This window comes from Ensifer sp. R1-3 (genome assembly GCF_056739175.1).
In genome coordinates this window covers 3080555-3104365 of record NZ_CP096515.1, presented here as the reverse complement: position 1 = coordinate 3104365, position 23811 = coordinate 3080555, and the positions used below count along the sequence as shown (strand labels likewise).

Genomic DNA, 23811 nt, shown 5'->3' with positions numbered 1-23811 from the left:
GCTCATACCCCGGGGATACAAAATGAAAGACATCGTCGTCATCGGCGCCGGCAAGATCGGCTCCACCATCGCGCGCATGCTGGCCCATAGCGGCGACTACCGCGTCTGCGTCGCCGATCGCAGCGCCGAGCAGTTGCAGCAGGTCGAGAAGCACGACGCCGTCTCGACCGCGGTCGTCGACATCGCCGACAGAAAGGCGCTTGTAACCCTGCTCTCCGGCAAATTCGCCGTGCTCAGCGCCGCGCCGTTCCATCTGACGGTGGCGATCGCCGAAGCCGCAGCCGAGGCGGAAATCCACTATCTCGACCTGACGGAAGACGTCGAATCGACCCGGCAGGTCAAGGCGATCGCCGCTGAGGCCAGGACCGCCTTCATTCCGCAATGCGGCCTTGCACCTGGCTTCATATCCATCGTCGCCAACGATCTCAGCCGGCATTTCGATACGCTCGAAAGCGTACGCATGCGCGTCGGCGCCCTGCCGCAATACCCGTCGAATGCTTTGAACTACAATCTCACCTGGAGCACCGACGGCGTCATCAACGAATATATCGAGCCCTGCGAGGCGATCGTCGAAGGTTCGCTGATCGAAGTTCCCGCCATGGAAGAGCGCGAGGAGTTTTCGCTCGACGGCGTCACCTACGAGGCCTTCAACACCTCCGGCGGCCTCGGCACGCTTTGCGAGACGCTGAAAGGCAAGGTTCGGACGCTCAATTACAAGACGATCCGTTATCCCGGCCATGCCGCGATCTTCAAGGCGCTCCTGAACGACCTCGGCCTGCGTCATCGCCGCGAGGTGCTGAAGGACATCCTCGAAAACGCCCTGCCGACGACCACCCAGGACGTGGTCGTGATCTTCGTCACCGTTTCGGGCTTCCGCGAAGGCCGCCTGGTGCAGGAGACCTACGCCAACAAGGTCTATAGCGGCGTCGTTGCAGGACGCATGCAGAGCGGCATCCAGATCACCACCGCCGGCAGCATCTGCGCCGTTCTCGACATGCTCGCGGAAGGCAAGATCCCTACCAAGGGCTTCGTCCGCCAGGAAGACATCGCGCTCGACACCTTCCTCGCCAACCGCTTCGGCCACTACTACGCCCAGAAGCACGAGACGGAACGCGCGGCGAGCTGAGCCCGAGTTCAGTTGTTTATCGAAATGCCCGGACCTCGTCCGGGCATTTTTCATTCCTGCTTGAAGCGCCCCCTCATCCGCCTGCCGGCACCTTCTCCCCGCAAGCGGGGCGAAGGAGACTCGCGGCGCCGTCCTGTCCTCTTTCCGTCGAAGCGAGCAGCTGCAAACTTGATAGGGCTGGGAGTTCGCGGCTTGCCCCTTCTCCCCGCCTGCGGGGAGAAGGTCGCGGCAGCGGGATGAGATTCCATGAGGGGGTGGATAGCGCCGCGGCTTTTGCCAAAGTGGTGGTGTTACCAACCCAGCACCTTGGAGGGTCTCATGGCTGTGATTACACGAAGCCCCGATTGCACGGGCACTATCCGCACTGATCTTGGCGCAATTTTCGTTTCATTGGAACTGTCGCGGTCGACATGGCTGGTGACGTCGCTGTCGCCGGGCGGGGGCGAGAAGATGTCGCGGCACCAGGTGGATGGCGGCGATCTGGCCGGGCTTCTCGAACGCTTCGCGACGCTCAGGCGCAAGGCCGAGGCGCGCACCGGTCGCCGCTTTCCGGTGATCGTCGTCCAGGAGGCCGGTCTCGACGGCTTCTGGATCCACCGGGCTCTGGAGGCCGAGGGGATCGAGAGCCATGTCGTCGATCCTGCCTCGATCGCCATGCCGCGGCGGCGCCGGCGGACGAAGACGGACCGGATCGATGGCGAGATGCTGGTGCGCACGCTGCTGGCCTTCAAGCGCGGCGAGCCGCGCGTCTGCGCGATGGTCAAGGCGCCGACGCCGGAGCATGAGGATCGCCGCCGGCTGGTGCGGGAGCGCCAGGAATTGACCGCCGAGCGCGTCCGCGCGGTCAACCGCATCAAGGGCCTGCTGTTCGCCCAGGGGATCCGCGACTACCGGCCGCTGCGCCGCGACCGCCGGCAGCGCCTGGCGGAGCTGCGCGGCGGCGACGGACGTGCGCTCGGGCCGCATCTGCAGGCGCAACTCGCGCGGCTGCTCGAGCGGCTGGAATTGCTTCTTGAGCAGTTGAAGGCGCTGCTGGCGGCGCTCAAGGCACTGGCGGCCGAGGCGCAGGCGGCCGCCAGTGGGACGGACGCCGCCGTCATGGCGCGGCTACTCGAGATCAAGGGCATCGGCCTGGGCTTTGCCAGCGTCCTCTTCACCGAAGGCCTGTTCCGGCCGTTCGCCAACCGCCGGCAAGTAGCCGCCTATGCCGGACTGGCGCCGACGCCCTGGCGAAGCGGCACGATCGATTACGAGCAGGGCGTCTCCAAGGCGGGCAATCCGCGGCTGCGCGCGACGCTGATCCAGCTGGCCTGGCTGTGGCTGCGCCATCAGCCGCAGACCGCACTCAGCCGCTGGTTCCACGACCGGGTCAGGCAGAACGGCGGCCGCTTCAAAAAGGTGATGATCACAGCGCTGGCGCGCAAGCTTCTCGTGGCGGTGTGGAAATACGTCACCCAAGGCGTCGACATCGAGGGCATGGCGATGACCACCGCCTGATGCCGCTGCACGCTTTCTCCGCAGCCTGATCGGCTTCGGAGAATCCGGGTGAACGAACCGACTGCCCCTTGGCAGACAACGCCGTGGATGAGACTGGTCCCGTTCTCCCGAGCCCTCCCGCTGCAAGCGGAAGATTGGTGCAGCCGCCGGCCGGCGGCGACCGTATGTGAGGTTATGCGCCGAACGGCCCGTCCGACGCGCATGGTGACAAGGGCTCCCCGGCTTCTCGCGAAAACGATCGCAGGCTACGCGGCAATGCCTCGACACACGGGCATGCAACCACGGACCCCCGACCGACACGCCATCGTGGGATCGGGGGTGGATCGCCGCAAGGGCAAGCCGCTGCGCGGCCGGCCGATGGCCGACCCTTGCCCCGATCCACCCCCGATCCCAGAAAAACGCACAAGGTCGGGACGAGAGGAAGACCGCACCCGTCGAACAACGAGGAAAGTCCTCTTACACGGCAGGGATTGACAGCGAATTCCTCATGTGAGGGGCGGCAACGGACGGAGAGAGGGATATTAGGGACATCCCGATAGGGATAATGCCTAACGAACTACCCCTCGAGCGGGGTTTTTCGTCTCCGGATATCGGTCTATTTGCGCTGCATCCGCCTGCCGGCACCTTCTCGTCCCAAGTGGGGCGAAGGGGACTCGCGGCGCCGTCCTGTCCTCTTTCCCTCGAAGCGAGCAGCGGCCAGCGGGATGGGGCTGGGAGTTCGCGGCTTGCCCCTTCTCCCCGCCTGCGGGGAGAAGGTCGCAGCAGCGGGATGAGGGGCGGCAACGGACGGAGAGAGGGATATTCAGCGCAAATAGACCGATATCCGGAGACGAAAAACCCCGCTCGAGGCGGGGTTCGTTAGGCATTATCCCTTATCGGGATGTCCCTTTCAGGCCGGGATCACGATCTCCCCGAGCTTCGTAAGTTCGGCGATGAATTGTTCCAGACGGGTCTTCTTCTCATCGCCGGCGCCTTCGAGTTCGGCGCGTGCCGCTTCGATGCGGTTCTCGAGAACCGTGGGATCCAGCTCGTCGACATGGACGGCGGATTCGGCCAAAAGCGTGCAGCCGGAAGGCAGGATGTCGGCAAAGCCGCCGAAGACGGCGTAACGTTCTGTCTTGCCGGCAGCCGTCTTCACCGCGACGACGCCCGGCTTGATGGTCGTCATGGTCGGCGCGTGATTGGCCATCACGGTCATCTCGCCCTCGGTCGCCGGAATGACGACTTCGGTCACCTTCTCCGAGACAAGCAGACGCTCGGGGGAAACAAGCTCAAAATTGAAACTTTCGGCCATGACCATTCACTTCTGGTGAGCGCGCCGCTGGACGGCGGGCTGTGCACGTTCTCCGCCATCATTTGCCGCGGCGGGATGAAAGCCGTGGCGCGAAAACTCCGCGCCACGGTTCCTGATGCAGATCAGGCGGCTTCGGCAGCCAGCTTCTTGGCCTTCTCGACGGCTTCCTCGATGGAACCGACCATGTAGAAGGCGGCTTCCGGCAGGTGGTCGTACTCGCCGTTGACGAGGCCCTTGAAGCCCTTGATCGTGTCTTCGAGCGCAACCAGCTTGCCCGGCGAGCCGGTGAAGACTTCGGCGACGAAGAACGGCTGCGACAGGAAACGCTCGATCTTGCGGGCGCGGGCGACGGCGATCTTGTCCTCTTCCGAAAGCTCGTCCATGCCCAGGATCGCAATGATGTCCTGGAGGGCCTTGTAGCGCTGCAGGGTCGACTGCACCTTGCGCGACACTTCGTAATGCTCTTCGCCGACGATCATCGGGTCCAGCATGCGCGAGGTCGAGTCGAGCGGATCCACGGCCGGGTAGATGCCCTTTTCGGCGATCGAGCGCGACAGAACCGTCGTCGCATCGAGGTGCGCGAACGAGGTCGCCGGTGCCGGGTCGGTCAAGTCGTCGGCGGGAACGTAAATCGCCTGAACCGAGGTGATCGAGCCCTTGGTCGTGGTGGTGATGCGCTCCTGCATCTGGCCCATGTCGGTTGCCAGCGTCGGCTGATAGCCCACGGCCGAAGGAATACGGCCGAGCAGAGCCGACACTTCCGAGCCTGCCTGGGTGAAGCGGAAGATGTTGTCGACGAAGAAGAGAACGTCCTGGCCTTCGTCACGGAACTGTTCGGCGACCGTCAGGCCGGTCAGCGCGACGCGTGCGCGGGCGCCCGGCGGCTCGTTCATCTGGCCGTAGACGAGCGCGGCCTTGGAACCTTCGCCGCCGCCATGCTTGTTCACGCCGGACTCGATCATTTCGTGATAGAGGTCGTTGCCTTCGCGGGTCCGCTCACCGACGCCTGCGAAGACGGAGTAACCGCCGTGCGCCTTGGCGACGTTGTTGATCAGTTCCATGATCAGAACGGTCTTGCCGACGCCGGCGCCGCCGAAGAGGCCGATCTTGCCGCCCTTCGCATAGGGAGCGAGCAGGTCGACGACCTTGATGCCGGTGACGAGAATCTGCGCTTCCGTCGACTGGTCCACATAGGCCGGCGCTTCCTGGTGGATGGCGCGGCGGGCGGAAGTCTTCAGCGGGCCGGCTTCGTCGACCGGCTCGCCGATGACGTTCATGATGCGGCCGAGCGTTTCCTTGCCGACCGGAACCGCGATCGGGCCGCCCGTGTCGGCGACCTTCTGGCCGCGAACGAGACCTTCGGTCGAGTCCATGGCGATCGTGCGGACGGAGTTTTCGCCGAGATGCTGCGCAACTTCGAGAACGAGGCGGTTGCCGTTGTTGTCGGTTTCCAGCGCGTTCAGGATCTGCGGGAGCTGGCCTTCTTCGAATGCGACGTCGACGACGGCGCCGATGACCTGCGTCACGCGGCCGACAGCACCCGTAGCCGCAACGACTGTCTTGGCGGAAGCTGCCTTCTTCGGAGCAGCCGGCTTCTTCGCCGCTGCGGTTTCTTTCGGGGTAGCTGCCTTAGCCATAATTCTTACCCTCTTCTCGTAACCTTAGAGCGCTTCCGCGCCAGAGATGATTTCAATGAGTTCCTTGGTGATCTGCGCCTGCCGCTGACGGTTGTAGCTGAGCGTCAGCTTGTCGATCATCTCACCCGCATTGCGCGTCGCATTGTCCATGGCACTCATCTTCGCGCCCATTTCACCCGCGACGTTCTCGAGCAGGGCCCGGAAGATCTGCACGGAGATATTGCGCGGAATGAGATCGCTCAGGATCGCTCCGGCTTCCGGCTCGTATTCGTAGATCGCCGATGCGCCCTCGCCTTCGGCAGCGGCCACTTCGCCGGCCGATGCCGGGATGAGCTGCTGGGCGGTCGGGATCTGCGAAATGACGGACTTGAACTCGGAGTAGAACAGGGTGCAGACGTCGAACTCGCCCTTGTCGAAGAGCTCGATGACCTTGTGGCCGATCCGGTCCGCGTTCTCAAAACCGATCTTCTTGACTTCACGCAGGTCGACACGGTCGATGATCAGCGACGCGAAGTCGCGCCGAAGCATATCGAAGCCCTTCTTGCCGACGCAGATGATCTTGACCGTCTTGCCCTGGGCCAGAAGCTTGCGCACATGGTCGCGGGCAAAGCGGGCGATCTGCGAGTTGAAGCCGCCGCAAAGGCCGCGCTCGGCCGTGCACACGATCACCAGGTGCGTGTCGTCCCTGCCGGTTCCCGTCATCAGCCGCGGCGCGCTGTCGTCCGCGCCGACCGCCTGGGCGATATTGGCGAGAACGGCAGCCATGCGCTGCGAATAGGGCCGGGCGGCCTCGGCCGCCTCCTGCGCACGCCGAAGCTTCGCCGCGGCGACCATCTTCATCGCCTTGGTGATCTTCTGCGTCGCCTTGACGGAGGCGATCCGGTTCTTCAGATCCTTAAGTGAAGGCATCCGTTGTCCGTCCTAGTTGAGGTCCGCTCAGGCGAAGGATTTGGCGAAGCTGTCGATTGCGCCCTTCAGCTTGGCCTTGGTGTCGTCCGAGATAGCCTTTTCCGTACGGATGGTATCCAGAACGGCCTTGCCCTCCGAACGCAGGTAGGAAAGGAGACCGTGCTCGAACTTGCCGACGTCGCTGACCGGCAGCTTGTCGAGATAGCCGTTGACGCCGGCGAAGATGACCGCGACCTGCTCTTCCGTCTTCAGCGGCGAGAACTGCGGCTGCTTCAGGAGTTCGGTCAGGCGGGCACCGCGGTTGAGCAGACGCTGCGTCGCGGCATCGAGGTCCGAGCCGAACTGTGCGAAGGCCGCCATTTCGCGGTACTGGGCGAGCTCGCCCTTGATCGAACCGGCGACCTGCTTCATCGCCTTGATCTGGGCGGAGGAGCCGACGCGCGAAACCGACAGACCGACGTTAACGGCCGGGCGGATACCCTGGTAGAACAGGTCGGTTTCAAGGAAGATCTGGCCGTCGGTGATCGAGATCACGTTGGTCGGAATGAACGCGGACACGTCGTTGCCCTGCGTCTCGATGACCGGCAGAGCCGTCAGCGAGCCGGCACCACGCTCGTCGGAGAGCTTGGCGGCGCGTTCCAGGAGGCGCGAATGCAGGTAGAAGACGTCGCCCGGATAGGCTTCACGGCCCGGCGGGCGGCGCAGCAGCAGCGACATCTGACGGTAGGCGACGGCCTGCTTGGAAAGGTCGTCATAGCCGATCAGGGCGTGCTTGCCGTTGTCGCGGAAATATTCGCCCATCGCGCAGCCGGCGAAGGGAGCCAGATACTGCATCGGCGCCGGGTCGGAAGCGGTGGCAGCGACGATGATCGAGTACTGCAGGGCGCCGCGCTCTTCGAGCACCTTGACGAACTGGGCAACGGTCGAGCGCTTCTGGCCGATAGCGACATAGACGCAATAGAGCTTATCCCCTTCCGGGCCATTGTCGTGAATGGCTTTCTGGTTGAGGATCGTATCGAGAATGATCGCGGTCTTGCCGGTCTGGCGGTCGCCGATGACGAGCTCGCGCTGACCGCGGCCGACCGGGATGAGGGCGTCGATGGCCTTGAGGCCGGTCGACATCGGCTCATGGACCGACTTGCGCGGAATGATGCCGGGCGCCTTGACGTCGACGCGGGCGCGCTGCTTGGCATTGATCGGGCCCTTGCCGTCGATCGGATTGCCCAGCGCGTCCACGACGCGGCCGAGCAGCTCCGGACCTACGGGAACGTCCACGATGGCGCCGGTCCGCTTGACCGTGTCGCCTTCCTTGATGTCCCGGTCCGAGCCGAAGATAACCACACCGACATTGTCGGCTTCGAGGTTCAGCGCCATGCCGCGAATTCCGCCCGGGAATTCGACCATCTCGCCTGCCTGGACGTTGTCGAGGCCGTAGACGCGGGCGATACCGTCACCGACGGAAAGCACCTGGCCGACTTCGGAAACTTCCGCTTCCTGGCCGAAATTTTTGATCTGATCTTTAAGAATTGCGGAAATTTCCGCGGCGCGGATATCCATCAGCCGACCTCTTTCAGTGCAAGCTTAAGGGTAGAGAGTTTGGTGCGAAGGGAGGTGTCAATCTGGCGGGACCCGACCTTGACGATCAGACCTCCAAGAATAGACGGGTCGACGGTGACGTTTACCGCCACGTCTTTGCCGGTGACGCCTTTCAGCGCCGCCTTCAATTCGATTTCCTGCGCCAGCGTCAGCGCATGTGCCGACGTGACGTCGGCGGTGATTTCGCCCTTGTGGCGGGCAGCGAGCAGACGGAACGCCTTGATAATGCCCGGCAGCACGAAGAGGCGGCGATTGCGCGCGACGACCTTCAGGAAGTTGCCGACCAACCCGGAGAAGCCGAACTTCTCGACGAGGGCGGAAATCGCCTTGAACTGGTCGTCGGCGGAAAAGACCGGGCTTACGATCAGCCGCTTCAGATCGTCGCTGCCGTCGATCAGCGCCTGGATGCGCGTCAGATCGGCACCGACCGCTTCGATCGACCCGGCGTCAAGGGCAAGCTCGAAAAGCGAGGAGGCATATCTTTCTGCAACACCGGAAATGAGCTGGGATGTGTCTGCCACGGGCACAAGCTTCTCTCAAAATCATCCAGGAATGTCAGGACCGGCGAACCGTCGACCTAACGTCTTGAATTTGCTGCAATAACTCGCAGGATATCGAGGCCGGTCGACCCACTTCCCCCGCAGTTCGCGGTTCGTCTAGCATAGGATGTTTGGACTCGCAACACGCCAACGGCAGGAATGCGGCATTACCCGGCCGGTTCGGCCGAATTTTGCCGTAAATAGTGTCGCAGGCCCTTGTCGGCGGTCAGATCAGCCCGAAAACATAGGCGAGCGGCAGGATCGCGAGCGCCGCCTGGACCAGGAGCGCGAGCCAGTTGAAGAGGGTCGCGCCGTTGTCGCTCATGATCGACAGGATGCGACCGAACGCCGCGAGCGCGAAAGCCGCGCCGACGGCGAGATAGACCATCGGCTGGGCAAGCAGGATGGCGCCGAGGCCCAGGCCCAGATGCATGCCGCCCATGGTGGAGCGGGCCTCCGCCAGTCCTCCCCGCCGCCCCTCGGCGATGCCGATCCCGGCGGCACGAAAGGTCAGGCGCGGCGCAAAGAGCATGACGAGCCCGATCAGCGCCGCGAGCGCGGCCGCACAAAAGGCCAGCAGTTCCCCGGTTTCCGTCGGTATGTAGAACTCCATCGCCGTCCCCGCCCGTTGCTGTGGACCCTCCGCCGCGCGCCGAGCCGACGCAGTGCGTGGAAGAGGTCTAGCCTATGTCCTTCCGGATGTGAATCGGTCGAAGGACGAAGTTCCGGCAGTGATCACAAAAAACTCTGCGGATCGATGTCGAGCTGGACGCTGACCGATCCGCGCTCCTTGGGGCCGGCGGCGATCATCGCCCGGACGAAGGACTGCATGTCGCTGTTGCGCCGCCCGTGGACGAGAATCCGGAAGCGATGCCGGCCGCGGATAAGCGCGAGCGGCGCTTCCGCCGGTCCGAGGATCGCGATGCCGTCGACGCGCGGCGCGGCATTGCGCAGTCCGCGGGCGTGGCCCTCGGCATCGCCGCGCGTATCGGCCGAAACGATGACCGAGGCGAGCCGGCCGAAAGGAGGCAGCACCGCCCTTTCCCGCTCATGGATCTCGCGTTCGTAGAAAGCGTCGGAATCGCCGGACACGATCGCTTGCATGACCGGATGCTGCGGCTGATAGGTCTGCAGAAGGCCGAGGCTTTTGAGGCCCGTCCGTCCGGCACGTCCCGTCACCTGGGAAAGGAGCTGGAACGTCCGTTCCGCAGCGCGCGGGTCGCCATTGGCAAGACCCAGATCCGCATCGACGATGCCGACCAGGGTCATGTTCGGGAAGTTGTGCCCCTTGGCGACGAGTTGCGTGCCGATGACGATGTCCGCCTCCCCGCGGGCGATTGCCTCGAGCTCCAGCCGCAGCCGCTTGACCCCCATCAGATCGGAGGAGAGCACGATGGTGCGCGCGTCGGGAAAGTGCCGCTCGACCTCTTCGGCGATGCGCTCGACCCCGGGGCCGCAGGCAACGAGATGATCGAGCGTGCCGCATTCCGGGCAGGCTTCCGGAGTCCGTTCAGAGTAGCCGCAGTGATGGCACTGGATCTGGCCGCGGAAGCGGTGCTCGACCAGCCAGCTCGAGCAATCCGGGCATTGGAAGCGATGGCCGCATACGCGGCAGAGCGTCAGCGGTGCGTAGCCGCGCCGGTTCAGGAACAGGAGCGCCTGCTCGCGCCGGCCGATCGTCTTGCCGATCTGGTTCACGAGCACCGGCGAGAGAAAGCCGCCGCGTTCCGGCGGATGGCGGCGCATGTCGACTATGCCGAGATCGGGGAGCGCCGCATCGCCGAAGCGGGTGGGCAGATGGATCGGCCGATAACGCCCCACCTCGCCGTTCACCCGGCTCTCCACCGAAGGCGTGGCGGAGACGAGCACGACCGGAAAGTTGCCGATCCGCCCGCGCACCACGGCCATATCGCGCGCATTATAGAAGACACGGTCCTCCTGCTTGTAGGCGGGGTCGTGCTCCTCGTCGACGATGATGAGGCCGAGATCCTCGAAAGGCAGGAACAGCGCCGAGCGGGCACCGGAGACGACGCGCACCTGGCCCGTCGTCACCTGCCGCCAGACCTTTTCCCGCATGCGCGGCGCGAGATCGGAGTGCCACTCCGCGGGCTTCGCGCCGAAGCGGTCCTGGAAGCGTTCGAGGAAGCTTGCGGTCAGCGCGATCTCCGGCAGCAGGATCAGGACCTGCTTGCCGGCGCGCAACGTCGCCGCTATCGCCTCGAAATAGACCTCCGTCTTGCCGGAACCGGTGATGCCGTCGATCAGCGATACCGAGAATTTCCGCTCCTCGACAGCCGCCAGAAGATCCGCAGCCGCCTGCTTCTGGGGGCCTTCGAGGCGCGGCGGGGCGAAAGCCGGATCCGGCGCGGCGACGACGGGCGGCGGCGGCATGAAGACGGTTTCGAACACGCCCTGCGACGTCAGGCCGTCGATGACGCTGGACGAGACCCCGGCGGCATGGGCAAGCCCCGAGCGGGTCCAGGAAAGCCCGTCGCTCGCCGTGGCGAGGACGCGCTCGCGCGCCGCAGTCATCCGTTCCGGCCGCATCTCGGTCAGGCGCAGGGCTTCCACCATCGGCTCCGGATCGAAGGCGGTCGGCGCGCGGAGCGCCATCCGGACGACGAGGCCAGGCGGCGTCAGCGTATAGGCGGCCACCCAATCGAGAAAGGCGCGCATGTCCGGGCCGAGCGGCGGGCAGTCGAAGACCTTCTCGATCTGCTTCAGCTTCTTCGGATCGACGCCGCCGTCGTCTTCGCCGTCCCAGACGACGCCGACGACGAAACGGGGGCCGAGCGGCACCTGCACGATCGATCCCGGCTCGACCGCCATGCCGTCGGGCACCGCGTAGGAATAGGCCCTCGGCGCCGGCATGGGCACCAGGACGGGCACCACCCGGCGGTCGAGTACGGGGCCGAATAAATCGGTTGAATCAAGAGTCATTTTGCCGTGACCTTGCCACCGCTTTCAGTTAAAGAAAACTCGCAGCGAACCGCTGCCTTGCAGAAAGCAGGGTTTGTCACGGTTCCAACCGAGTTTCAACGCGCGCGATATCCGCCATGGAATTTCCTGCTGCGGAGATGCGCCCGAAACGGCTGAGTGCCAAAGGAAGACTCCGATGAAATTTTTCGTTGATACCGCCGATGTGAAGGACATCCGGGAACTGAACGATCTCGGCCTGCTCGACGGCGTCACCACCAATCCGTCATTGATCCTCAAGGCGGGCCGCGACATCGTCGAGGTTACCAAGGAAATCTGCTCGATCGTCGAAGGACCGGTGTCGGCCGAAGTGACCGCGACCGAATACAGCGCGATGATGAAGGAAGCGGCCGCACTTTCGAAGATCGCCGACAACATCTGCATCAAGCTGCCGCTGACGCTCGACGGCCTCAAGGCCTGCAAGGCGCTGACCTCGGACGGCCACCAGACCAACGTGACGCTGTGCTTCTCGGCAAACCAGGCGCTGCTCGCCGCCAAGGCCGGCGCGACCTTCGTCTCGCCCTTCATCGGCCGCCTCGACGATATCGCCGTCGACGGCATGGACCTGATCCGCGAAATCCGCCAGATATTCGACAATTACGGCTACGAGACCGAGATCCTCGCCGCCTCGGTGCGCACGGTCAACCACGTGAAGGAAGCCGCCCTCATCGGCGCCGACGTCGTCACCGCGCCGCCGGCAACGCTGAAGGCCTTGGTCAAGCACCCGCTGACCGACAAGGGCCTCGAAATGTTCCTCGCCGATTGGGCCAAGACCGGCCAGAAGATCGCCTGACTTTAATGGCATGGAGTGGAAGGGGCCTCGCAGCGATGCGGGGCCCTTTCGTTTCGCCCGTTTGCTGACCGCGAAAGCCCTCATTCCAGCCGATGTTCGAGAAATCCGCGATAGAGGCCAATCACTGCCTCGAAGTGATCATGGTAGAGCAACTGCCCGGCATTGGGCAGCGTTACGACCGGAAGGCCGCCCAGCGATTGCGCCAGGGAGCGCACGTCAGTGGCGGAGTGTATGAAATCCTGCGCACCGTGAAGAAAGATCGTACGGCAGCCCGGTGCCGGGAAACCGCTCCAGTCGGGTAAGGCTTGATGATAGAAGTCGTGCTTGATCGATTGCACCGACGAGGTGAAGAACTTGCGCAGCCGTTCGCCGCCGAAGGGCGCTCCATATTCGGCACCGATGATGGCCACATCGGCCAGGTTGGGTCGATAAACGCTTAAGAGCAGCTGTTTCAGCGTTTCCGGCCGACGGATGCGCCGCACATAGAAATCCATGAGCCGTGAGTAGACGTGCCATTGGTTCATCGAGAGAGTGAACAGGCCGGACCGCAGCCGCCCCGCCGTGGTACGCGATGTCGTCGGCTTCACGGTGGCGCCCACGAAAGCCAAGGAAGCAACGCGATCGGGATGACGGCGGGCATATTCCAATCCATAGGCCGTTCCGCTGATGCAGGCCATGATATCTGCCTGCTCGCCGCAGAAATGCCTGCGAGCGAGATCAATCCCCTCACAGGCGTGGTCGAGATGAGCGGAGACTCCCAGTGCAACCGTTTCCTGCGACATCGCGCCATGGCGCAACGGGACGATCAGGCGCAGGGCGAGGGTATCGAGCGCCCCGAGATCCCCGTTCCTGAAGTCAGGCAGAACCATGGGATGCAGCATCACGACGGGCCGCCCACCGATCGGCCCTATCTCCACGAAGCGGTGGCTCCGACCGGCCCGGCTGCGCAGGCGCAAGGTCCGCGCTCCGGGCGCGAACTCCCGCAGCAGATCGTCGAAGTAGTCGTCCTGCGATACGCCCGTACCGGAAAACGAAGCAATCTCGAGGAAGACGCGCGAGAGCGCCCTGCCGGCGATCTCCGCCTGCGAACCGCCGCCAAGCTTGCGGGCGAGAGACTTGAACTGCGAGCGCTTCGTCTCATGGCTGACACCATCGAGAGTCGCGGCCGCGGCCAGGTTGAAACCGCAGACAAGTTGCTTCAGGAGGCGTTGCTCCGAAGGGTAGAGCGTCAGGCCACCGGTAACCTCGCCCGCGGCATCGAAAAGGGTTGAATCCCTCAAGACGATGAGGCGGGCAGGACGTTCGCTGCCGCCGGGCACGAACAGCGCCAGGCCATCGTCGAGAAGAATCCCGCCGCGCAGTTCCCCTTGCCGGTTCAGCGCATGGGTGAGGTCCCGCCACAGCGCGCTGTCCCGGTCTGCCTGTTTCAGCGGATGCGGAACGCGGCCGGTAAGCTGGCAATCGATGATCTGCCATGCCCCGGCCGGATCGCCCGGATCGCTCCGCCCGGACCCCACGCTCTTCAGGAAGGAACCGGTCAGCCCATCCTGCAGCGTACCCAATGCATGCGCCAGTGCTTCCGTCAGTTCTTCCGATGCCGCGTCGTCCACTTCGCCCCTCCCGTGTCTGCCAACCCATAGGCCCGGCAACAAAATCAAGCACTCACCCATTTGGGTGATTGCCTCAACAGGACCCGCCCGTAAGGTCCGTATAGCTAAGTTTCTCTCCAGAGAGAACAAATTAGCCCGGTAGAAACACCAAAGTGCAATTTCGGCATGCGCCGATCGGAAAGGGCATTCTCTATTGCAGTTTTGCCTCCTTGATTGGAGGTAATACTACAGGAATAGGCAACACATTGAGGGGCACTGGAATGAATTCTTCGGTTACAGTCAGATTTTCGGTTCTGTTGGCAGCGTCACTGGCACTGGCCGGCTGCGGAGGAGGCTCCGGCGGTCCAGGCGGTCCAGGCGGTTCAGGCGTTCCAGGCGGGACGACCAACTTCACGAAGTTTCCGCTCGAAACGGGCAAGACCACGACTTTAAAAGGAAACGGCCGGGAAGCCACCGTTACGAAAAGCGGTGCCGTCTCCGCGTTTGGCGCTTCCGCTCCTTTGGAAGCGGAGTTGGCGAGGGACGCGACGAGTGGCGACATCAGCTCGACTACCTTGAAGACGGCGACCACGACGAAAACCTGGGACCACACCAATTCCGAGCTCGCCTATTCCCAAAACGGAAAGCTTGTGATCGCCAGCGCCGAGGACGACAGCGGCAGCATCGGTTTCGCCGATCCGGAAAAGAACGGGTTCGCCTATCAGACCTATGGCGGCTGGGTCGACGAAAAGGGCGGCCGTTTGGGGGCCTTCAGCCTCGGCAGCGAAACGGCCAAGGCGGATGTTCCCACCAGTTCAACCGCGACGTTCAAAGGAACGGCGGGCGGCATCTACGTCGACACGGTCGGCTATGACGTCATGAGCGCGGACGCCGCATTGGATGTCGACTTCGGCGACAATACGGCCAGGTTCAGGACCAACAACACCAGGCTCGAAGCGGGCGGCACGGCTGCCAACCTCGACATGTCCGGCAAGCTCGATATCGCAGCCGGCGGTCTCTCCGGCAATATCGCTACTGCCGACCAGTCGATGTCCGGCACGGCAGACGGCCGCTTCTACGGATCGGGCGCTCAAGAAGTCGGCGGCACCTTCGACTTGAAGGGAAACAACGCGACGATGGTTGGCGGCTACGGCACCGTCAAGCAGCCATGATTCGCATCGGGTTCATGGCCGGGATGCTCATCGCAGGCGTGGCGACGAACTCGGCCGCCGCCACGCCTGCCGAGATCGACGCCAGGTTCAAGCAAGCCCTGGCCGAAGCCGGCGCCGGTCGGCCGGACAGCGCGATACGAAGCCTCCGCCTCCTTGTAACTGAGACGGCGGCACCCCGTATCAAACTCGAACTGGCGCGGTTACTCCTGCGCACCGGCGACAATGCCGGTGCGCTTGCATTGTTTCGGCAGGTCTATCTGGAAAAAGCCACGCCACAAAAGGTTCGGCGCAACATTCTTCCCTTTATCGAGCAGGCTGAACTGCGCGTGCTGCGCATCCGTTATGGCGCCAGAATCATTACGGACAGCAACCCGTCCAAGGTTGGGGAGGGCGGCACGGTCTATTTCAACGGCATTCCGCTGGAGTATCAACCGCCGGCCCGGAAAGAAGTGTCCTACGGGATAGAACCGTGGTTTTCCGCCGAGAAACTCTGGCAGAACGGTTACCTGACAAAGTTCCAACTGTCGGCGAGGCTCTTCGAGGACGACGAGCTGCGAGCGGGCCATCTTCAGCTTGCAGTCGGCAAGCAGATCACGACCCTGCCCGGCCTCTTCGTCCAAGCGAACCTCGATACCGGCATCGCCCGGCCGAACTCCTATGTGCTGCCCACCATCGAATCGTGGAAACGCTTCCGGCTTTCCGACACGGCGGGTGCCGGGCTTGGCGGCCAGGCCGGATACATGTTTTCGCGAGAGGCCGACGTCTCCGGACCATTCCACCGAGCCTATGTTTTCGGGGACTGGACATTCCAGCCAAACGCGACCGTGTTCGGCAAGTTGTCGGCAGAAACGCTCAACAGTCGGAACGATTACTACAGCTATATTTCGACAAAGGTCGATTTCGGCGTCAATTTCAGTGTCGCCGACATACAGCTGACGCCGCAAGTGAGCTGGAAGCAAACGCGTTTCGCCGAATACAGCCCCTTCTGGGGCAACCGGCGTAGAGATGCAACGGTAAGGCCCGAGATAGCTCTGTCGGCCGAACGGCTGGAGTGGAACGGTATCCGCCCGGAGGTGAGCGTCTTCTATGAGAAGCGCAGCAGTAATGTCGGCATCTACGATTATGATCAGTTTGGCGGCTATGTGAATTTGCGCAAGCTTTTCTGACGGCGTCCGCACGGCGGATGAAGGGGCGTCCTTATTCGTCTTCCTCGTCGATCATGCCGGTAAGCCGCATACCCTCGATCCAGGTGGCCCCGTCCCTGCGGATCACCCGGCGGGCCCGGACGCCGCACCGCTCCTGAACGAGTGCCGCCAGTCTTTCGGAATGGGTGACGATCCAGATCTGGCTTTCGCGCGCGGCGCTGGCGACCATGGCGGCCAGGGCCGGCAGCATATCGGGATGAAGACTGGTCTCCGGTTCGTTCAGCGCGATGAACCTGGGACGGCGATAGGATAAAAGCGCAGCCGCCAGCGCCAGGAAGCGCATCTGCCCGTCCGAAAGCTCGCGGGGCGAAAACAACCGGTGCGGAAAGTCAGGAAAGACCAAGGAGAAATCGGCGTATTGACCAGGTTCAGGAACCGCGAGACGGGCGCCTGCAAAGGCGTCGGCAATCGCGCGATCGAGATCGACCGTATCCTGTCTCGTGTGCCGAAGCGTCGCGAAGACGGCGGCCATGTTGAAGCCGGTCTCGTCCAGCAGCGGCGCGGTGATCGCGAGACAGGGCATTCGCAGCGGCGATTCGCGGTCGGTGCGAAAGCCGTGAAAGAACCGCCATTGGTCGACCGCCCGGCGGAAGTCCCCGATCTCCGGATAGTGGCCGGCATCGCCGAGCAACGAAATGGCCGTTTCCGATGTCATCGCCTGTTCCGGATAGTCAACCATCCGGCCACCCTCTCCGCGCACGAAGATACCGGGGCCGATACGCTTCATCACCGGAACCGGGCGCCGGCCCGTCTCGATCGTGAGCTCCTCCTCCTTGACCTGCGGCTCATGAGCGAAACCCGCCGCCGCTTTTGGCGGGCGGAACCCCGCCTCGATCCGGTAGCGGAAGGTGATCGCTCGCTCCTCGTCGATCAGTTCGGCGTCCAGGCGAATACGCGCCGGCTTGCCGACGCGTTGCGGGCCGCTCCAGATAGCGGACACCATGCCGCCTTCTTCGGCGATCTCGCGGGCGAGATGGCCTCGCACGGCAGCCTGAACCAGCTGCAGGGCACGATAGAGGTTGGACTTCCCGACGCCGTTCTCTCCGATGAACAGATTGACGCCGGCCAAATCCATACGGATCGAGCGCAGCGACCGGTAGTTCTCGGCGAACATCGAGCGAAGCATCATGGTGACGGCTTAGCCCGCTACAACCGCCCTGGCAGACAGCTCGAACGCCGCGTCGCTGTCGGCAGCCAGTGCGTGTACCGTATGACGTTCCAGCGCACGTGTCACTTCCATCGGATCGCCGTCGAGCGCGTCCGCCGGAATGAGATTGCCGATCCGGAAGTCGAAGCGGTCGCCCTTCTTGTTCAGGAGTTCGTGGAACACCGTCATGTCGCGCAGTTCCGTCGACCATTTGGCGAACCAGTAGAAGAGGCCGGAATTGCGCGCGCTCATATGCACCGGCAGGATCGGCAGGCCGTATTTGCGTGCGAAGCCGACCGCCGAGCTCTTCCAGGGACGCTCGTTGAGGCGTCCCTCGGCCCAATAGGCGATGCGGCCGGAGGGGAAGAGCACGGTCGCCTTGCCCTCCTCGATTGCCCTGTTCGTGACCTGCAGCGTTTCGCGCGCCTTCAGCTTCGACTTGTACTCCTCCCGCCATTCGACCGGGATGACCATCTCGACGAAACGCGGATTGACGCGGATCGCGTCGCGGTTCGCAAAGAACATCATGTCCGGCCGCCGGCTCTTCAGGAGATCGAAGACGGCGATGCCGTCGGCGATCCCCGTCGGGTGATTGCTGACGAGCAGGAACCCGCCCTTCTCGGGAATACGCTCCGGCTTGTCGGCGCGGATCTCGAGATCGAGAAGCGAACTCAGATGCTCGAAGGCCTGGAAGCCCGGCATATTGGCGACGGCATTGGCGAACTCGATCGCCTTGCGGTAGTTGAGCAGCGTGTAGAGAAAGGGCCGCATTGCGGGCCACAGGGGATGGCGGACGATCTTCTGGCCGCGCTCCGCTATCAGCGTATCGACGATATGGCCGGGACGCCCTTGCGAGACCAGCGCAACCGCCTCTGCAAAATGCGCCAGAGCGCTCGCCGAATCACGTCTCGACATTGTCCCATCCGCTGTTGCTGGCCGAACATTGCAGTTCAATATGATCGAACAATGACAAATTCCAAGGGGCCGCCGCAGCAAACTTCAGCACGTTAGGAAAAACATAACACGCCCGATGCGATGCTCCGAGCCTGGATCAGCGAGCTCACCGCGCTGATGAACCCGCCGGGCCCGATGATGAACGAACTTCTTGCGATAGGCCATCCGGAAGTGATGGCGGAACGAAGGCGCTGGCTTGCGAGCCTCGCCGAGGAACGCCGGTTGTCCGAAAAGACGGTCGACGCCTATGAGCGCGACACGCGGCAGTTCCTGACGTTCCTGACCGGGCACCTCGCGGGGCCGCCGCGGCTCTCGGATATTCGCGCCCTGCGCCCGGCGGATCTGCGCGGCTTCCTGGCGCAGCGCCGCAAGGGCGGGGCCGGCGCGCGCACGCTCGGCCGCGGGCTGGCAGGTCTGCGTTCCTTCCTGCGCTATCTCGAGAGAAACGGGCTCGCCAATGCGGCGGGCGCAGGGGCGGTGCGGTCCCCGAAGCAGCCGAAGTCCCTCCCCAAGGCATTGACCGACCGGGAGGCCCTGAAGGTCGTCACGGCGGACGCGCAACTGGCCGAGGAACCCTGGATCGCGGCGCGCAACGCCGCAGTGCTGACATTGCTCTATGGCTGCGGCCTGCGGATAGCGGAGGCGCTGGACCTGACCCCTGCCGATTTCTCAGGACCGGTCACGTCGCTCAGGGTCACCGGAAAGGGCGGCAAGACACGGATCGTGCCGATGATCGCGGCCGCCGCGGAAGCGGTCGAGACCTATCGGAAGCTCTGCCCCTACCATGTCGAACCCGAAGAGCCGATTTTCCGCGGCGCTCGCGGCGCGAAGCTCCAGCCGGCGATCATCCAGCGCGAGATGCAGAAGCTGCGCGCCGCACTCGGCCTGCCGGATTCGGCGACGCCGCACGCGCTGCGCCACTCTTTCGCGACGCATCTTCTGGCAGGCGGAGGGGATCTCCGCACCATCCAGGAACTGCTCGGCCATGCCAGCCTGTCGACGACGCAGGTCTATACCGGCGTCGATTCGGCGCGGCTCCTGGAAATCTACGACCGTGCCCACCCGCGCGCCTAAAATCCGACGCGCCCAAAATCCGACGTGCCCAAAATCCGACGTGCTTGACGGTTAACCAAGCGCGTTAAGGAACCCGTGACCGCGGGGGAGTAGGGTTCCGCCAGAGCGCTTCCAGGAAAAGTGTGCAGCGGTTTTCCGTCCGGAAGTGCGCAGCTTCAAAGAGTTAGAGCGCATCTGCGTTTCAATGAAACGCTGACATGCTCTAAATGCGGGGGGCACCCATGAACACTTTCACCGGACCGGTCCGCGATCTGGCGGCCAAGGCGGCAGACGGCCTGCTGTGGCTGATCGCGATGTTGAATGCACTGACGGCAGCAAGCCTCCTTGCCGCCCTGCTCTATGTGTCGGATGCACGCGCGGAAGAAGTCGATTGCGCCGGCAGCAACATCTTGACCGGCCTCGAACTCTCGGACCCGGCCCGCCTGGCGGCGCTGCGCGCGGAAGCGGCGGCGGTGCCCAACGGAAAGGGCCTGCTTTGGAAAATCGAAGGCCACGGACAGGCGCCCTCCTTTCTGCTCGGCACCATGCATGTCACCGATCCTCGCGTACTGGCGATGCCCGGCGGCGCGACGGAAGCCTTCGCAAGGGCTGAGACCGTGATCGTCGAATCCGACGAGATCGTCGACCAGAACAGGGCAACCGCTGCGATCATGATGCAGCCCGAACTGACCATGTTCACCGGCGACAAGACGATCAACGACTTCCTGAAGCCGGAGGACCGCGCGCTTCTCGAAAACGGCCTCAAGGCGCGCGGCATCCCCCTGCCGCTCGTCACCAAGATGAAGCCCTGGATGATCGCCAGCTTCGTGGCCCTGCCGGCCTGCGAATTCTCGCGCAAGGCGGCCGGTGCCTCCTTCCTCGACAAGAAGCTCGCCGAGGACGCGGTGAAGGAGGGCAAGACGCTCAAGGGGCTCGAAACGCTGGTCGAGCAGCTATCGGCGATGGATTCGCTGCCGGTCGAGTTGCATCTCAAGGCGCTGATCGAAACGCTTGCTCTCGGCAAGACGATGGACGACGTGATGACGACGACCACCGATCTCTACCTCTCCGGCGAGACGGGCACGATCATGCCGATGATGAAACTCGTCTCCGCCGGGCTGTCGTCCGACGACGCCGGCTACGCCGAATTCGAGCAGCGCATCATCATCGATCGCAACAGGATCATGGCAGATCGCGCCGCGCCCCTCCTGAAGGGCGGCGGCGCCTTCATGGCCGTCGGCGCGCTGCACCTTCCCGGCAGGGAAGGCCTCGTCGAACTCCTGCGTCAGCAGGGGTTCACGGTAACGCGGGTGGAATGATCGGCCGGTCAATGCGGTGAGAATGCCTCTCATCCGCCTGCCGGCACCTTGCATAAGAAATGTTGTAAAGGATTCGGTATGCCTTTGGCCGGGCGGCCGCCCGGCCAAAGGCGCCGACCGTCGGATCGCCGGCACCAGAACCTTTGGGGGTTACGGAGAAGCAGGATCGCGGTCGGTTCCTCATCGTGGCCCGAATGGTTGCTGGAACAACCTGGTTCGTATGCAAGGCAGGGACGACAAGGATGACCGAGATTAGCATGAAAGCGGCCGGTATTGATACCGGGAAGACATGGCTTGATGTCGCCACCTACCCGGTGAGCGACAAACAGAAAGTGCCCAACAACGCCGACGGCTGGCAGACTCTGGCTGACTGGCTCGAGCGGCAGGGGATCGGACGGGTCGGGATCGAAGCGTCCGGCGGATATGAGCGCGACGTGATTGCGTATCTGCATCAGAGAGGCTTTGAGGTCGTCCTGCTGCAGCCGCGGCAAGTGCGCGCTTTCGGCCTCTATAAGCTGCGCCGAGCCAAGAACGACCAGCTCGACGCCGCGCTGATCGCCGAGTGCGCTGCCCGTTCGGATGCGCGATGCCATGCGCCGGATAGCCGGCTGATCGCGTTTGGCGAATGGCTGCTGTTCATCGAGCAGATCGAAGCCGATATAGCCTGCCTCAAGACCCGCCGCGAGCGTTTCACCGACAGGCGGATCCTCGAGGAGATCGATCGTTCCATCGGTGAGCTCAAGAGCCGTTGCAAAGCCCAGCTCGCGCTGTTGCAGGCCGCTGTCCGCGAGCATGACGATCTCGCCCGGAAGCTTGATCTGATCGAAAGCATCGACGGCATCGGCATCCGTACGGCACTCACCCTGGTCATTCTGATGCCCGAACTCGGCAGGGTCGACCGTGAGGAGATCGCCGCGCTGACCGGCGTGGCGCCTTATGACGACCAGAGCGGCAAGCGTGAAGGCGAGCGCCATATCGCCGGCGGACGGGCGCGCGTCCGCAGGGCCCTGTTCAATGCCGCCTTACCGGCGTCGCAGCGCTGGAACGAGACGCTGGTTGAGCTCTACGACCGTCTCACCGCAAAAGGCAAATCCCACAAAGCGGCGCTCATCGCCTGCGTCCGCAAACTCATCATCTTCGCCAACACCGTCGTCAAGCGCCAAACCCCATGGACGAAAAGCGCGCCACAACAAAATTCTTGCGCTTAGTCTAATGGTTGCGCTTCTCCCCGCGAGCGGGGCGAAGGAGACTCGCTGCGCCGCCGCTTGTCCCTTCTCCCCGTCAGAACGCTACGGCATGCACATATCTCTTGCGCGCCGGTGCGGCGGATACTGCTCATGAAAGGGATCCCTCGCGAACCCAACCGCCTCAACCCCGCTCGGTCGGGATTGCCCCTCAACCGGCTGCCGCCACCTTCTCCCCGCAGGCGGGGAGAAGGGATATGCCGCGCCCGCTCGCTCCCTCGGGCGGACGGTGAATGCGGGGTTCAGTTGGCGCCGCTTGTCCCTTCTCCCCGCCTGCGGGGAGAAGGTGCCGGCAGGCGGATGAGGGGCAGCGCCGCCCTCCAATAATCACATGTGGATCGGCTTGAAGAAGGTGGAAAGCGCCGCTTCCTTTACCGCCTCCGACATCGTCGGATGGGCGTGGCAGGTGCGGCCGAGGTCCTCCGACGATCCGCCGAATTCCATCAGCACCGCGATCTCGTGGATCATTTCGCCGGCGCCGAAGCCAATGATGTGGCCGCCGAGCACGCGGTCGGTCTCCTTGTCCGCGAGAATCTTCACGAAACCGTCCGTCTGAAGCATGGCGCGGGCGCGGCCATTGGCGGTGAAGGGGAACTTGCCGATCTTGTAGGCGACGCCCGCAGCCTTCAGCTCTTCCTCGGTCTTGCCGACGGAGGCGACCTCGGGCTGGGTGTAGACGACGCCCGGAATGACGTCGTAGTTCACGTGGCCGGCCTGACCTGCGATGATCTCCGCCACGGCGACACCTTCATCCTCGGCCTTGTGCGCCAGCATCGGCCCACGCACCACGTCGCCGATCGCGTAGACGCCGGCAATGCTCGTCTGAAAATGCCGGTCGATCTCCACGCGGCCACGCGAATCGAGGACGACGCCCGCCTTGGCGAGACCCAAGCCGTCCGTCGAGGGCTTGCGTCCGGTAGCGATGAGCACGACCTCGGCATCGAGCGTAGTGGCCTCGCCGCCCTTAACGGGCTCGAAGGTGACCTTGGCACCGTCGCCCGATTTCACGACGCCCGTCACCTTGGCGCCGAGCTTGAAGTCGATGCCCTGCTTGGTCAGCATCCGCTGAAGCTGCTTGGCGACTTCGCCGTCCATGCCGCCGAGAATCGTGTCGAGGAATTCGACCACGGTCACCTTGGCGCCGAGGCGCGCCCAGACCGAGCCGAGCTCGAGGCCGATGACGCCGCCGCCGACGACGATCATGCTCGCGGGGACCTTTTCGAGCGCGATCGCCCCGGTCGAGGAGACGATGGTCTTTTCGTCGAACGCGACCTCCACGCCCGGGATGCCGGCGACATCCGAGCCGGTGGCGATGACGACGTTCTTCGCCTCGAGCACCTGCTCCTCACCCTTTTCGTTCGTGACCGAGACCTTGCCCTGGCCGAGAACCTTGCCGGTGCCCTGGAAGCCATCGATCTTGTTCTTCTTGAAGAGGAAGGAGACGCCGTCGACGTTGGACTTAACGGTCGCGTCCTTGTGGGCCATCATCTTCTGAAGGTTGAGCTTCGGGTTTGCGACCTCCACACCCAGCGCCTCCAGGCCGTGCTGAGCCTGATGGAACATTTCGGAAGCATGCAGCAGCGCCTTGGAGGGGATGCAGCCGATATTCAGGCATGTGCCGCCATAGGTGCTGCGCTTCTCGACCACGGCAACCTTCATGCCGAGCTGCGCCGCCTTGATGGCGCAGACATAGCCGCCGGGGCCGCTTCCGATAACGATGAGATCATAGGCCATTTGATAATCCTTCTTGGGAGGACAGTC

18 protein-coding genes and 2 pseudogenes are annotated in these 23811 nt (G+C 63.7%); 8 read left to right on the top strand and 12 right to left on the bottom strand.

The window, feature by feature from the left end; translation table 11 throughout:
• The first annotated feature begins 22 nt into the window (after nucleotides 1-22).
• Nucleotides 23-1126: a saccharopine dehydrogenase family protein gene (locus tag M1D43_RS14815; protein ID WP_003530305.1), complete on the top strand. Its 1104-nt coding sequence runs from the start codon at nucleotides 23-25 to the stop codon at nucleotides 1124-1126.
• A gap of 318 nt (nucleotides 1127-1444) precedes the next feature.
• Nucleotides 1445-2623, top strand: coding sequence for an IS110 family RNA-guided transposase (locus M1D43_RS14810; protein ID WP_192923391.1), 1179 nt, complete (start codon nucleotides 1445-1447; stop codon nucleotides 2621-2623).
• Between the two features lie 889 nt (nucleotides 2624-3512).
• Here M1D43_RS14810 and M1D43_RS14805 read toward each other — a convergent pair.
• The 7 genes from M1D43_RS14805 to M1D43_RS14775 form a co-directional block, all read right to left on the bottom strand.
• On the bottom strand, nucleotides 3513-3917 hold the full coding sequence (locus tag M1D43_RS14805; protein ID WP_003530304.1) for a F0F1 ATP synthase subunit epsilon: 405 nt from the start codon (nucleotides 3915-3917) through the stop codon (nucleotides 3513-3515).
• Between the two features lie 122 nt (nucleotides 3918-4039).
• Complete coding sequence (atpD, locus tag M1D43_RS14800; RefSeq protein ID WP_003530302.1) at nucleotides 4040-5554, bottom strand: F0F1 ATP synthase subunit beta; 1515 nt, start codon at nucleotides 5552-5554, stop codon at nucleotides 4040-4042.
• A gap of 24 nt (nucleotides 5555-5578) precedes the next feature.
• On the bottom strand, nucleotides 5579-6463 hold the full coding sequence (locus tag M1D43_RS14795) for a F0F1 ATP synthase subunit gamma (protein WP_003530300.1): 885 nt from the start codon (nucleotides 6461-6463) through the stop codon (nucleotides 5579-5581).
• A gap of 27 nt (nucleotides 6464-6490) precedes the next feature.
• The gene (gene atpA, locus M1D43_RS14790) at nucleotides 6491-8020 is read right to left on the bottom strand and encodes a F0F1 ATP synthase subunit alpha (protein WP_003530298.1); all 1530 of its coding nucleotides are present in this window, start codon (nucleotides 8018-8020) and stop codon (nucleotides 6491-6493) included.
• On the bottom strand, nucleotides 8020-8586 hold the full coding sequence (locus tag M1D43_RS14785; protein ID WP_010970368.1) for a F0F1 ATP synthase subunit delta: 567 nt from the start codon (nucleotides 8584-8586) through the stop codon (nucleotides 8020-8022). Before M1D43_RS14785 ends, atpA begins: the two co-directional genes overlap by 1 nt.
• Before the next feature lie 238 nt (nucleotides 8587-8824).
• Nucleotides 8825-9211: an AGROH133_08824 family phage infection protein gene (locus M1D43_RS14780; RefSeq protein ID WP_003530294.1), complete on the bottom strand. Its 387-nt coding sequence runs from the start codon at nucleotides 9209-9211 to the stop codon at nucleotides 8825-8827.
• A gap of 122 nt (nucleotides 9212-9333) precedes the next feature.
• A complete protein-coding gene (locus M1D43_RS14775) occupies nucleotides 9334-11538 on the bottom strand; it encodes a primosomal protein N' (RefSeq protein ID WP_498814004.1) in 2205 nt (734 codons plus the stop codon).
• 175 nt (nucleotides 11539-11713) lie between these two features.
• On the opposite strand from M1D43_RS14775, the gene fsa reads away from it, so the two are divergent.
• Nucleotides 11714-12367, top strand: coding sequence for a fructose-6-phosphate aldolase (fsa, locus tag M1D43_RS14770; protein ID WP_003530290.1), 654 nt, complete (start codon nucleotides 11714-11716; stop codon nucleotides 12365-12367).
• An 80-nt stretch (nucleotides 12368-12447) separates the two neighbouring features.
• On the opposite strand, the gene M1D43_RS14765 is transcribed toward fsa, so the two are convergent.
• Nucleotides 12448-13977 carry a bifunctional helix-turn-helix transcriptional regulator/alpha/beta hydrolase gene (locus M1D43_RS14765; RefSeq protein ID WP_318854104.1) on the bottom strand — a complete coding sequence of 510 codons (1530 nt, stop codon included), beginning with the start codon at nucleotides 13975-13977 and terminating at the stop codon, nucleotides 12448-12450.
• A 260-nt stretch (nucleotides 13978-14237) separates the two neighbouring features.
• Between M1D43_RS14765 and M1D43_RS14760 the strand changes: the two genes are divergently transcribed.
• Complete coding sequence (locus M1D43_RS14760; protein WP_153313109.1) at nucleotides 14238-15128, top strand: transferrin-binding protein-like solute binding protein; 891 nt, start codon at nucleotides 14238-14240, stop codon at nucleotides 15126-15128.
• Nucleotides 15125-16294, top strand: coding sequence for a surface lipoprotein assembly modifier (locus tag M1D43_RS14755; protein WP_498814002.1), 1170 nt, complete (start codon nucleotides 15125-15127; stop codon nucleotides 16292-16294). Before M1D43_RS14760 ends, M1D43_RS14755 begins: the two co-directional genes overlap by 4 nt.
• Nucleotides 16295-16325: 31 nt before the next feature.
• Here M1D43_RS14755 and M1D43_RS14750 read toward each other — a convergent pair.
• The 3 genes and pseudogenes from M1D43_RS14750 to M1D43_RS14740 all read right to left on the bottom strand — a co-directional run.
• A pseudogene (locus M1D43_RS14750) lies at nucleotides 16326-16589 on the bottom strand (AAA family ATPase); the annotation flags it as partial.
• Nucleotides 16590-17204: 615 nt separating this feature from the next.
• Nucleotides 17205-17408: pseudogene (locus tag M1D43_RS14745) on the bottom strand (AAA family ATPase); the annotation flags it as partial.
• Nucleotides 17409-17471: 63 nt separating this feature from the next.
• Nucleotides 17472-18395, bottom strand: a complete 924-nt coding sequence (locus tag M1D43_RS14740; RefSeq protein ID WP_003530281.1) for a GNAT family N-acetyltransferase — start codon at nucleotides 18393-18395, stop codon at nucleotides 17472-17474.
• Nucleotides 18396-18572: 177 nt separating this feature from the next.
• Between M1D43_RS14740 and M1D43_RS14735 the strand changes: the two genes are divergently transcribed.
• The 3 genes from M1D43_RS14735 (at nucleotide 18573) to M1D43_RS14725 (ending at nucleotide 22014) form a co-directional block, all read left to right on the top strand.
• On the top strand, nucleotides 18573-19508 hold the full coding sequence (locus M1D43_RS14735; protein ID WP_192923390.1) for a tyrosine recombinase XerC: 936 nt from the start codon (nucleotides 18573-18575) through the stop codon (nucleotides 19506-19508).
• 221 nt (nucleotides 19509-19729) lie between these two features.
• Nucleotides 19730-20806: a TraB/GumN family protein gene (locus M1D43_RS14730; RefSeq protein WP_010970375.1), complete on the top strand. Its 1077-nt coding sequence runs from the start codon at nucleotides 19730-19732 to the stop codon at nucleotides 20804-20806.
• A gap of 242 nt (nucleotides 20807-21048) precedes the next feature.
• Nucleotides 21049-22014 (top strand): IS110 family RNA-guided transposase, encoded by a 966-nt coding sequence (locus M1D43_RS14725; protein WP_015007803.1) that lies wholly within the window; start codon nucleotides 21049-21051, stop codon nucleotides 22012-22014.
• A 363-nt stretch (nucleotides 22015-22377) separates the two neighbouring features.
• Here the strand turns inward: M1D43_RS14725 and lpdA are convergent, their stop codons facing one another.
• The gene (gene lpdA / locus M1D43_RS14720) at nucleotides 22378-23784 is read right to left on the bottom strand and encodes a dihydrolipoyl dehydrogenase (protein WP_153314812.1); all 1407 of its coding nucleotides are present in this window, start codon (nucleotides 23782-23784) and stop codon (nucleotides 22378-22380) included.
• Nucleotides 23785-23811: the final 27 nt, after the last annotated feature.

What these genes read in the sequence shown, in the direction of transcription:
- atpD (WP_003530302.1), bottom strand. Translation starts at nt 5,554, where the DNA reads ATGGCTAAGGCAGCTACCCCGAAAGAAACCGCAGCGGCGAAGAAGCCG.
- M1D43_RS14810 (WP_192923391.1), top strand. Translation starts at nt 1,445, where the DNA reads ATGGCTGTGATTACACGAAGCCCCGATTGCACGGGCACTATCCGCACT.
- fsa (WP_003530290.1), top strand. Translation starts at nt 11,714, where the DNA reads ATGAAATTTTTCGTTGATACCGCCGATGTGAAGGACATCCGGGAACTG.
- M1D43_RS14760 (WP_153313109.1), top strand. Translation starts at nt 14,238, where the DNA reads ATGAATTCTTCGGTTACAGTCAGATTTTCGGTTCTGTTGGCAGCGTCA.
- M1D43_RS14740 (WP_003530281.1), bottom strand. Translation starts at nt 18,395, where the DNA reads ATGTCGAGACGTGATTCGGCGAGCGCTCTGGCGCATTTTGCAGAGGCG.
- M1D43_RS14735 (WP_192923390.1), top strand. Translation starts at nt 18,573, where the DNA reads ATGAACGAACTTCTTGCGATAGGCCATCCGGAAGTGATGGCGGAACGA.
- lpdA (WP_153314812.1), bottom strand. Translation starts at nt 23,784, where the DNA reads ATGGCCTATGATCTCATCGTTATCGGAAGCGGCCCCGGCGGCTATGTC.
- M1D43_RS14805 (WP_003530304.1), bottom strand. Translation starts at nt 3,917, where the DNA reads ATGGCCGAAAGTTTCAATTTTGAGCTTGTTTCCCCCGAGCGTCTGCTT.
- M1D43_RS14775 (WP_498814004.1), bottom strand. Translation starts at nt 11,538, where the DNA reads ATGACTCTTGATTCAACCGATTTATTCGGCCCCGTACTCGACCGCCGG.
- M1D43_RS14755 (WP_498814002.1), top strand. Translation starts at nt 15,125, where the DNA reads ATGATTCGCATCGGGTTCATGGCCGGGATGCTCATCGCAGGCGTGGCG.
- M1D43_RS14730 (WP_010970375.1), top strand. Translation starts at nt 19,730, where the DNA reads ATGAACACTTTCACCGGACCGGTCCGCGATCTGGCGGCCAAGGCGGCA.
- M1D43_RS14725 (WP_015007803.1), top strand. Translation starts at nt 21,049, where the DNA reads ATGACCGAGATTAGCATGAAAGCGGCCGGTATTGATACCGGGAAGACA.
- M1D43_RS14815 (WP_003530305.1), top strand. Translation starts at nt 23, where the DNA reads ATGAAAGACATCGTCGTCATCGGCGCCGGCAAGATCGGCTCCACCATC.
- M1D43_RS14780 (WP_003530294.1), bottom strand. Translation starts at nt 9,211, where the DNA reads ATGGAGTTCTACATACCGACGGAAACCGGGGAACTGCTGGCCTTTTGT.
- atpA (WP_003530298.1), bottom strand. Translation starts at nt 8,020, where the DNA reads ATGGATATCCGCGCCGCGGAAATTTCCGCAATTCTTAAAGATCAGATC.
- M1D43_RS14795 (WP_003530300.1), bottom strand. Translation starts at nt 6,463, where the DNA reads ATGCCTTCACTTAAGGATCTGAAGAACCGGATCGCCTCCGTCAAGGCG.